Genomic DNA, 517 nt, shown 5'->3' with positions numbered 1-517 from the left:
CTGGAGGTTCCCGGCGCCGACCACGACCCGTTCGCGGAGAGCGGCGGGCATCTCGTCCTCGACCGGGTCGCCGCCTTCCTGCACACCGGGCCACCCGCATCGCCGGGCACCCGGTGACCGAATCTCCCGCCCCGGGTGCCGACCCGGGGCGGGTCACCCGAGGCCGCCGCGCGCGGGGGTCGCCCCCGCGTGTGGTCAACGGTCTCGCCACCACCACAAAGGAAAGGAAGAACATCATGGAGCTCGACATCACCGCTCTGGACATGCTCCCCGCCGCCGAGGAGTCCAAGCTCAAGGACTGCAACGTGACCTGTGGTCTCCACACCGGCACCTGCAGCGGGCAGACGATGTGCCACCAGACCTGGTGATCTGAGAGGTCATCGGTCTCCACGCCCGGCCGTCCGCCGTGACGCGGCCGGCCGGGCGTGGCCCCGGCACGTGCGTGTGCCCTCCCCGTCCCACCGGGGAGGGCACACCCCGCCTTCCACCCCGGCCGGCCGGTCATCGCCGGAAGGGG

Annotated in this window: 1 protein-coding gene; it reads left to right on the top strand. The window is 72.7% G+C overall.

Annotated features, from left to right (window positions below; translation table 11 throughout):
- The first annotated feature begins 236 nt into the window (after nucleotides 1-236).
- Nucleotides 237-368: an ALQxL family class IV lanthipeptide gene (locus ABD841_RS40680; RefSeq protein ID WP_344982443.1), complete on the top strand. Its 132-nt coding sequence runs from the start codon at nucleotides 237-239 to the stop codon at nucleotides 366-368.
- The last annotated feature ends 149 nt before the right edge of the window (nucleotides 369-517 follow it).

This window comes from Streptosporangium fragile (assembly GCF_039534445.1).
Taxonomy (GTDB): domain Bacteria; phylum Actinomycetota; class Actinomycetes; order Streptosporangiales; family Streptosporangiaceae; genus Streptosporangium; species Streptosporangium fragile.
Note: the sequence above shows the minus strand (reverse complement) of the source record. Positions and strands in the feature narration are given on the sequence as shown.